This window comes from Mesorhizobium sp. M0276, from assembly GCF_040321755.1.
Classification (GTDB): Bacteria; Pseudomonadota; Alphaproteobacteria; order Rhizobiales; family Rhizobiaceae; genus Mesorhizobium.
In genome coordinates this window covers 1-8,817 of record NZ_JAMYSC010000112.1, presented here as the reverse complement: position 1 = coordinate 8,817, position 8,817 = coordinate 1, and the positions used below count along the sequence as shown (strand labels likewise).

Annotated in this window: 7 protein-coding genes; 2 read left to right on the top strand and 5 right to left on the bottom strand. The window is 62.0% G+C overall.

Translation table 11 applies throughout. From position 1 onward, the window contains the following. Positions 1-160 precede the first annotated feature (160 nt). On the top strand, positions 161-919 hold the full coding sequence (locus NKJ01_RS35505) for a heme ABC transporter permease (RefSeq protein WP_352735191.1): 759 nt from the start codon (positions 161-163) through the stop codon (positions 917-919). Between the two features lie 57 nt (positions 920-976). Here the strand turns inward: NKJ01_RS35505 and NKJ01_RS35500 are convergent, their stop codons facing one another. Together NKJ01_RS35500 and NKJ01_RS35495 are read right to left on the bottom strand one after the other, a co-directional pair. After that, positions 977-1,267, bottom strand: a complete 291-nt coding sequence (locus NKJ01_RS35500; protein WP_352608835.1) for a hypothetical protein — start codon at positions 1,265-1,267, stop codon at positions 977-979. A gap of 146 nt (positions 1,268-1,413) precedes the next feature. Further along, positions 1,414-2,472: a D-TA family PLP-dependent enzyme gene (locus tag NKJ01_RS35495; protein WP_352735189.1), complete on the bottom strand. Its 1,059-nt coding sequence runs from the start codon at positions 2,470-2,472 to the stop codon at positions 1,414-1,416. Positions 2,473-2,749: 277 nt separating this feature from the next. Between NKJ01_RS35495 and NKJ01_RS35490 the strand changes: the two genes are divergently transcribed. Further along, positions 2,750-3,436 (top strand): D-lyxose/D-mannose family sugar isomerase, encoded by a 687-nt coding sequence (locus NKJ01_RS35490; protein WP_352608837.1) that lies wholly within the window; start codon positions 2,750-2,752, stop codon positions 3,434-3,436. Between the two features lie 53 nt (positions 3,437-3,489). Here the strand turns inward: NKJ01_RS35490 and NKJ01_RS35485 are convergent, their stop codons facing one another. The 3 genes from NKJ01_RS35485 to NKJ01_RS35475 all read right to left on the bottom strand — a co-directional run bounded on the left by NKJ01_RS35485 (position 3,490) and on the right by NKJ01_RS35475 (position 8,773). Beyond that, positions 3,490-4,827: an HlyD family type I secretion periplasmic adaptor subunit gene (locus NKJ01_RS35485; protein WP_352735187.1), complete on the bottom strand. Its 1,338-nt coding sequence runs from the start codon at positions 4,825-4,827 to the stop codon at positions 3,490-3,492. A gap of 19 nt (positions 4,828-4,846) precedes the next feature. Continuing rightward, the gene (locus tag NKJ01_RS35480; RefSeq protein WP_352735185.1) at positions 4,847-6,520 is read right to left on the bottom strand and encodes a type I secretion system permease/ATPase; all 1,674 of its coding nucleotides are present in this window, start codon (positions 6,518-6,520) and stop codon (positions 4,847-4,849) included. A gap of 189 nt (positions 6,521-6,709) precedes the next feature. Next, positions 6,710-8,773, bottom strand: a complete 2,064-nt coding sequence (locus tag NKJ01_RS35475; RefSeq protein ID WP_352735193.1) for an Ig-like domain-containing protein — start codon at positions 8,771-8,773, stop codon at positions 6,710-6,712. Positions 8,774-8,817: the final 44 nt, after the last annotated feature.

Here is an 8,817-nt window from a genome sequence, read left to right as displayed (position 1 = left end):
CCTCCGATCATCCAGAGGTCCTTTCAGAATCGATTTCCGCACACCACACAAGAGTCCCTTTGTACTCATGTGCGATTCCCCTGCCACAAGGGGGAGGGTAAGAAGCCTGCGACACCACCGCTCGATTGCCCCGAACGCGCCGGCGGTCTATGTAGACCGCATGAGCGACACGACTTCACGCCTGACCGGCTGGATGGATCTTGCCAACCCGACGCGCTTCGTCGGGCTGGTCGACAGGATCGTACCGTGGCTGGCGTCCATCGCCGCACTCATCCTCGCCGTCGGGCTCTACATGAGCTTCGCCGCGCCCGAGGATTTCCAGCAAGGCATCACCGTTCGCATCATGTACATCCACGTGCCTTTCGCCTGGCTCGCCATGATGTGCTACACGCTGATGGCGGTCTCGGCGCTGGGCACCCTCGTCTGGCGGCATCCGCTGGCCGATGTCGCGCTGAAATCGGCCGCACCCATCGGCGCCGTCTTCACCGCGCTGGCGCTGGTCACCGGCTCGATCTGGGGCAAGCCGATGTGGGGCACATGGTGGGTCTGGGATGCGCGGTTGACCTCGGTCTTCGTGCTGTTCCTGATGTATCTCGGCATCATAGCGCTGAGCCGCGCGCTCGACGACGCAAGCCGCGCCGCCTGGGCCGCCGCCATCATCACACTGGTCGGGTTTATCAACATCCCGATCATCAAATTCTCGGTCGACTGGTGGAACACGCTGCACCAGCCGGCTTCGGTGTTCAGGCTCGGCGGGCCAACCATCGATCCGAGCCTGCTGTGGCCTTTGCTGGTGATGGCTCTAGGCTTCACGATGCTGTTCTTCGCGCTGCATCTGATGGCGATGCGCACGGAAATCCGCCGCCGCAGGGTCATTGCAATGCGTCGCGTCGCCGCCAGGCAGGCCGAGCGGATCTAAGGCGCCATCGCGCCGGTGCATCGATAGATCAACTGTTCATCGTCTCTGAACAGCTTGTCATTTCTGCAGATTGTGAACCTCGAACGCGGTCTCCTGAGGCGGCGAGGTGAACCCACCCTTGATGCCCGTTTTCATTTGAGGCGTCAGAATGTCATCTCGGAATTGCTCCCAACTCTTCTTGGACTCGTGAACCGCAACAATTGACCAGCCACCGGCCGACGGGCCGGCAGCATGGAAGACCTGGCCTTTTGGCAGGCTTTTCCCGCCTGCTGGATGCACCGCAGCGATTGACGCCTCGTATTGCTCCTTCGTGCCGCCAGGAAAATAATGCGCGATTGCGTAAGCCATTTTCGTTTCCTCCCGAACAAGCCGCAAACCATCCAATGGCCAGCTTGCTGAAGGCAGATTGACGTAAGGGAACACCAGGGGCAAGCAGGACCTTAGACAGGGGTCGACCATGCACTATGCCCTGGACACGCGTTTGGATATTCGCGTCAGCCGGTGCGGCCGCGCGCTGCCACCGGCAGTGTTTCCAGCACCGTGTCGCCGTCGATCAGATTGACCTCGTCAAACAGGTTGGTGACCACGCAGCAATGATCGGGGACGACACGCACCCGATCGCCGATGCGCAGCTTGCTGTCGCCTGAAAGCGTGACGGTGCCGTGCTCTTCGCTCAAGCCGGTGACCCGCGCTCCCGAAATGCCGAGCAGCTCGCCGAAATCGGCGAGCCCCAACGTATCGCTGGACAACGCCTTGCTGCCGGCATCGAGGATGGCGCGCGTTGCAGTGGGATGGCTGACCACAGTCGACAGCACCGTCAGCGCGCAATCGTCGACACTGCCGACGCCTTTCGCGACTTGGTAGCGGTCGAGATAGATGTACGTGCCAGGGCGATATTCGGTGACGACCGATGCCTTGCTGGAGCGCCAGATGTCCGGCGTGCCGCCGCTCGAGATGCGTTCGCAGGCGAGACCCGATGCGGCAAGCGTCTGCTTGGCATCGGCAAGCCAGGCTTCGGCCTCCGCCGCGCGGCCAACGGCCGGATAGGTCATCAGCCCGCCGAAGGCGAGGCCGCCGGCTCTGTCGATCTGTCTCGCCAGCGCAACCGCTTCGCTGGCCGTCTGTACGCCGCAGCGGCCCATGCCGGTATCGCATTCGACCAGCACCGACAGGCGATGGCCGACATCGGTGAAGGTCGCCGCCAGCCCCTCAATCGTCTCCAAGCTATCCGCGGTCACCGAGAGGATGACACGCCTGTGCAGCGCCAGAAGCCGTTCCAGCTTGGCGCGCCCAAGAATGTTGTAGGGAAGAAAAATGTCGGCGAGACCGGCATCGGCCATCACCTCGGCCTCGCCGATCTTCTGGCAGGTGATGCCGACCGCACCCGCCGCTACCTGCCTCTTCGCCCAGTAGGGCAGTTTGTGCGTCTTGATATGCGGCCGCAGCTTGAGCCCATTCTTGTCGGCATGGGCCTGGGCGCGGGCAATGTTGGCTTCGGCGCGCGCGGCGTCGATCAGGATCGACGGCGTATCGAGGTCGTGGATGGTCGGCATCAGCTGTCACTCTGTGGAAATCCGCGGCGGTTATGACCCTGAACCGACACGATGTCACGCGGCCAGCGGACCCGGTCTATGGTCCATGTGCTCGAGGCGAAAGGCCAGGCCGGATCGACACCGGATCGGCGTTGGGCTAAGCGATTTACCAAAGCATGTCGCGCAAAAGTGTGTAGCGGTTTTGGGATCACGGCATGCATGCTAACAACCCCAAGCGCCGCATGAACTCCGTCGAACGCGAGGCGCTTTGGCAAAATCGACATGAAGGGTAATGATCATGAAACGCTCCGCCATCAATGACATCATCCGCGAAGCCGACGCGTTCATCCGCTCGTTCGGCTACATCATGCCGCCCTTCGCCTATTGGTCACCCGAGGAGGCGAAGGCGCGTCAGGTGGATTCCTCGGCCGTTTTCAGCTCTCGGCTTGGCTGGGACATCACGGATTACGGGCAGGGCAAGTTCAAGGATCTCGGCCTGTTCCTGTTCACCGTCCGCAACGGCCGCTACGAGGACATGAAGAAGGGCATGGGCATGCTCTACGCCGAGAAGATCATGATCTCGCGCAAGGACCAACTGTCGCCGATGCACCGCCACAATATCAAGGCCGAGGACATCATCAACCGTGGTGGCGGCAAGCTGGTGCTGGAACTGTTCATGCACGATCGCGACGGCGGCATCGATCCCAAGGCCGAAGTGTCGGTGCCTGTAGACGGAACCATCCACAGGCTGCCGGCGGGTGGGTTGTTGAAGCTCGACCCCGGCCAGAGCGTCACCTTGCTGCCGGGCGTCTGGCACGCCTTCTGGGCCGAGGGCAAGGATGTGCTGATCGGCGAAGTGTCGACCGTCAACGACGATCTCACCGACAACGTGTTTCGCGACCCGATCGGCCGCTTCGCAGACATCGAAGAGGACGTCGCCCCGGTGCACCTGCTGGTGTCCGACTACGAGAAGTGGCTGGGGTAAGGACGCTGGCCGCCGCATTGGCCGGCAGGCTCGAATATGTTCGGCGAAGCTCGCTATTTCTGGCGAAACGCCGAGTGGAACGACACAACCAGCGGGCCCAAAATATAGTCGAGTGCGGTGCGTTCCTCGGTGACGATCATGACTGACGCCGGCATGCCCGGATATAGCGCAATCTGCGGGGCTGCCGCCAATTCCACCGGATCGACCGCTACGTCGGCTAGATAGTAGGGAAACCCGGTTTTGCTGTCGGTAATGCGATCCGCCGAAATGCGGGTGACGCGTCCATGTATTATGGGAATCGATCGCTGCTTGTAGGATGTGAAACGAATTTCGGCTGCCATGTCGGGGCGTAGGTTCGATATGTCCTCGACGCGAACCTGCGCCTGGACGATCAGCGAATTCTCGGTCGGCACGATGTCGAGGATCGTCTGGCCCGGCGAAACGATCGCGCCGATCGAGAAGACGCTGAGATTCATTACCTGACCGTCATAGGGCGCGCGCACTTCGGCCCGGTCCATGGCAGCATGGGCTGCAAACATCTTTGGCACAAGGTCGGAAAGGCTCGATTGCGTATCGATCAACATGGCCGACAGCTTGGCTCGGCGCTCATTGGTCAGTTGCGCGATCTGGCTATCGAGCTCGGCCTTGCTCTGTTGGCTGCCGGCGATCGCACCGAGGTTTTCGTCGATCAGGCCCTGCAGATCCGATGCGGACCTTTCCAATTCCAGAATGCGCGGGCGGGTCGTCAATCCGGCCTTGAGCAGCTTTGAAAGGCTGGCCTTCTCGTCGATCGTCGATCGCAGTTGGGCCTGGTAGGATTCGACCCGAGACTGTTTGCCCTGGATCTGCTCCTCAAGCTCGGCAATCCGCCGCTCGAGGATTTGTCTGGCGCCGGCCATCGAGGCGCGCTGGCTTTCCAGATCGGCGATCTGGCTTGCCATCGCATCCCTGAGGTACGCCTCATGCTCCTTGAGGATGTCCTTCGGGAAGACCACAGCCTTGCTGCCATCCAGTTCGGCGCGAATCCTGGCATCGGTTGCGCGCAACAGCGCATATTGCTGGGCATAGAGATTGAACTCGGACCGGATCCTGGTGTCGTCCAGCGCCAGCATCATGTCGCCCTTCCTGACGATGTCGCCGTCCTTGACGCGGATCTCCTTCACCGTTCCGCCGTCGAAGTGCTGTACGCTCTTGCGATTGCCTTCCACCTTGACGATGGCATCGGCGAGCACGGCGCCGTTCAACGGCGCAAATGCAGCCCAGCCGCCGAAGATACCGAAGAAGCCGACGATGATCAGCAGGCCGACAAAGGCCGGCACCCGGATCGAATCCGGTGCGAGGATGCCAGCCTCACCGGGCAGGCTCCGGTAGGTAAGGGCGCCGTCGCTCATCGATCTCTCCGGCAACAGCTCATTGGGTTGCCACCGCCATTGGCGCCGCGCGCTGGTTGAGCAGCGCGACGATCTCGTTTCTCATGCCGAAGGCCTCGACCGCGCCATCGCGCAGCAGAAGGATCTTGTCGACATTCGCCAGGGTCGAGGGACGGTGCGAAACGATGATCACCGTGCTGCCGCGGCGCTTGAGCTCGATCGCGCAGTCGCTCAGCGCGCGGTCGCCATCGGCGTCGAGATTGGAACTCGGCTCGTCGAGAATGATCAGTTTCGGCGTTCCGAACACCGCCCGGGCAAGGGCGATCCGTTGCCGATATCCTCCTGACAGCACGGCGCCGCCTTCGCCTATCTGGGTCTCGTAACCCTGCGGCAGGCGGATGATCATCTCGTGTACGCCGGCGAGCCGTGCGGCCTCGATCACCTCCTGGTCGACATTGGTCTTGAAGCGCCCGATATTGGCGGCGACCGTATCGGAGAACAGTTCGATATCCTGCGGCAGGTAGCCGATGTGGTCGCCGAGCGCGTCATGCCCCCACTGCGACAGGTCGGCACCGTCCAACCTGACGGTGCCGCGACTGGGCTGCATGACGCCGGCGAGGTTACGTGCCAGTGTCGACTTGCCGGCTCCGGAAGGGCCGACGATTCCGAGCGCCTCGCCGGCTTCCAGTCGAAACGATATGTCCCGCAGAAGCACCTTTTGCTGGCTGGCAATTGCATAGCTGACCTGCTCGACGGAGATCTTGCCGCTGGGCTTGGGCAGGTTGAACGATCTCTCGTTCCGCGCGCCCCCGTCGACCAGCTTCTCGACCCTTGCCAACGCCGCTCGCGCCAGGATCAGGCTGCGCCAGAGCCCGACGATCTGCTCGACGGGCTGCAACCCCCTGCCCAGCAGGAGACTCGCGGCGAACATGGTGCCGCCGGTGATCTGCCGTTCGATGACCAGATAGGCGCCGAGACCGAGGATCAGCGACTGCATGGCGAGCCGCAGGAACCGGATAAGGCCCGACATCAGTGCGGCGCGGTCGCTCGCCTCCGCCTGGCGCCGCAGCGCCAGATTGCGGTCGCGCCCCCAGCGGCGGATGAGCCCGTCGATCATCCCCATGGCGCGAACGACTTCCGCGTTTCGGAGGCTCATCTCCGTAAAATTATAGTTGGTGGTCGCCAGATCGTTGGCCTGCTTCAGCGGCGAACGCACGAGATACTCGTTGAGCACGGCCATGGCTATCAGGAGCAGCGAGCAACCCAGTGCGAAGAAGCCGAGCCATGGATGCAGCAGGAAGATGATGCCGATGTAGATTGGCGACCATGGCAGGTCGAAAAGCGCATGAACGCCGCTGCCGGTGATGACCTGTCGGAACGTGTCGAAGTCGCGGATAGGCTGGCTTTGCGAGGAACCGGGCGATGGCGTTTCGACCGACGCGGCGAGGATCTTTGCCGACAGCAGCCGGTCGAGTCGCGCGCTGGCGCGCGTCAGGATGGCGGCGCGCACCAGGTCGAGGCCGGCCAGCGACAGGAAGGCAGCCAGCAACACCAGGGTCAGCATCACCAGCGTGGTTTCGCTGCCGCTGGTGACGACCCGGTCATAGATTTGCAGCATATAGAGTGGGGAGGCGAGGTAGAGCAGGTTGATCGCCAGGCTGAACGCCGCCGCAACCAGGAAATAGCGGCGGCATGCCCGAAGCGCATCCTTCACAATTTGGGATTTATTGTTACTCAAAAACCCAGCGGAAAACCGCCCCCCTGTCCACGCCCGGAACCGATACTACTCCGGATCGTCCAACCGGCCACGTGGTCCCTTCCTATTCCTGCCGTAAACCTTAATTCGTAAGCTGAATCAGGAACCGGCAGCATGAGGAGAGTGTCTGCGCGGCTCTCCTTTGGTTCACATCACAAAGTCGCTCACTTGCACCACCGTCCTGCCGGTGCCGTCGTCGGCAAGTGTGAAGCTGTGGGCATCGTAGACGCCGAGCAGGTGGAGCGTGGCGTTGTGCGTGCCGTCCGTGACGGTCAACGTTCCTCCGGCGCCGTCGAGGTCCGCCTGGTAGGCAGCGGACGTTCCGGCACCGAACAGGATGTCTTCGAGGTTCACCTTGTCGTCATTGGTGATGCCGGCGATGCTTCCGCTGAAATCGAAGGAATCGTCCAACTGCAATGTGCCGGCGGCATTCGCCGCGAACGTGACGTCGGTTGAAGAGGCCGCACCGAACTCCAGCTTCGACAGGTTGCCGATCGTGGCATCGCCGTCGCCGGTGACCTGGCCGTTGATGTCAATGTTGCCGCCATTGGCCCACAGCATGCCGGAATTCGCCAGCCCGCCGGTGATCGTAAGGCCGCCGGAGCCGGTTGTCTCCAGCGTTCCCGAATTGACGACGGCGCTGCCTCCGGTATCGACGACCAGCGCATTCGAGCCGGTGGCGATGATGGTGCCCTGGTTGTCGAGGCCGAGCATCCCGCCGCCCAGCTGACCGGCGCCCGAGATCGTGTTGTCGACATTGACCAGAGTGACGTCCGGCCCGGTGCCGGAGATGATGTTGGCGGCGCTGTCGGACAGCAGGATCTGCCCACCACCCTGCAACGTCACACCGTGCTGAATGATTTGCAGCAGCGTATCGCCGCCGGTCGAGTCCAGCGAGATGAGGCCCGTATTGTTGATCGTGCCGCTTAGCGGCAGCAAGGCGCCGTCGCCGATCGTCATGGTGCCTGAATTGTTGACCACCGGCGTCTGGTCGAAGACGAAATTGCTCGCCGTCAGTGCGCCCGAGTGGACGCCGTCCAGCGTGATCGACTGCCCATCGCCGAGCGTGATCACCGCGTTGCCGTGGGCGTCGTCGGCGATGTGTGTCTGGAGATCGGCAAAATCTGCCACTCCGTTGTAGCCGATAAGGTCGATCTGGTCGGCCGCCGCATCGAAACTGTGCACCGTATCGGCGCCGATCGGCTGCGAGAAGACGAAGAGATCGTTGCCGCTCGATCCGGTCAACACGTCGTCGCCGGACCAGGCAAAGATCGGCGAACCCTGGGCGTAGGCTTCGACATTGTCGGCGATCGACATGCTGCCCGAGGTGCCGTCCGCGTTGACCCAGGTCAGTTGCACGTCGAGCACTGCGGCGCCGGTGAATTCGACCGGTGTGGTGACGGTCAGATCGTGGACGGCATTGGTCTGTGTCGTCCAGGTTCCGTCGGCGTTGTGATTTGCGCCGTCGATGGTCCAGCCCGAAGGCACGTCCTTCACTGTAACGGTGATGAGTGCGCCTTCGTGCGATGGATCGGTGAGGGCGAGATTGATAGGCTCGCCGGAGGTACCGGCGGGCTTGAGGCCGTTGACCTGCGTGTGAGCAACGCTGGGATTCTGGGCCACGTCCTTGAATGCACCGCCCTGAACGGTGACGGAATAGTCCGACCCATTGTTGCCCGTCTTAGTAATGGGGATAGAATAGACTTCCTGGTAGGTGGTCCCGGCTATGGTGACCGGCCCCCAAGTTCCAATCCCAGTAATTGAGCCTCCACTGATTGTGACCTTGGAGGCATCAAAAAACGTATGATCCATGGTCTCGCTAAACACGAGATAAAGGCTGCTGCCGCTTCCCTGGCTATTCTGCTTACTGCCGATAAGAGTGATGGTGGGCGCAGTGCTGTCATTTGGTAGACTGATCGACACGTTGTCGGAGCCTGCTGCGCCCGTATTTCCAGCCGGGTCAGCATAGCTCCCGGCCGTTACCGAAACAGATCCGGTCCCAGTAAAGCCCGATGCGGCCGTAAACGTTGCTTGATAAGTTGTTCCCGACCCTGTGAGCCCTGTGACGGTGCCTCCCACGGCTGTCACATCGGCGAGCGTGAAATCAGAGGTCACTTCAGTGAAGGTGAACGTTACCACAGAAGTGGGGTCAGCGTTGTTGAGCGAGGCGTCGACGATGTTGACGGTCACCGTCGGATTGACGCGGTCGATCGCGACCGTGTCGTCGTCGCCGATGCCGGTGTTGCCGACCGCAT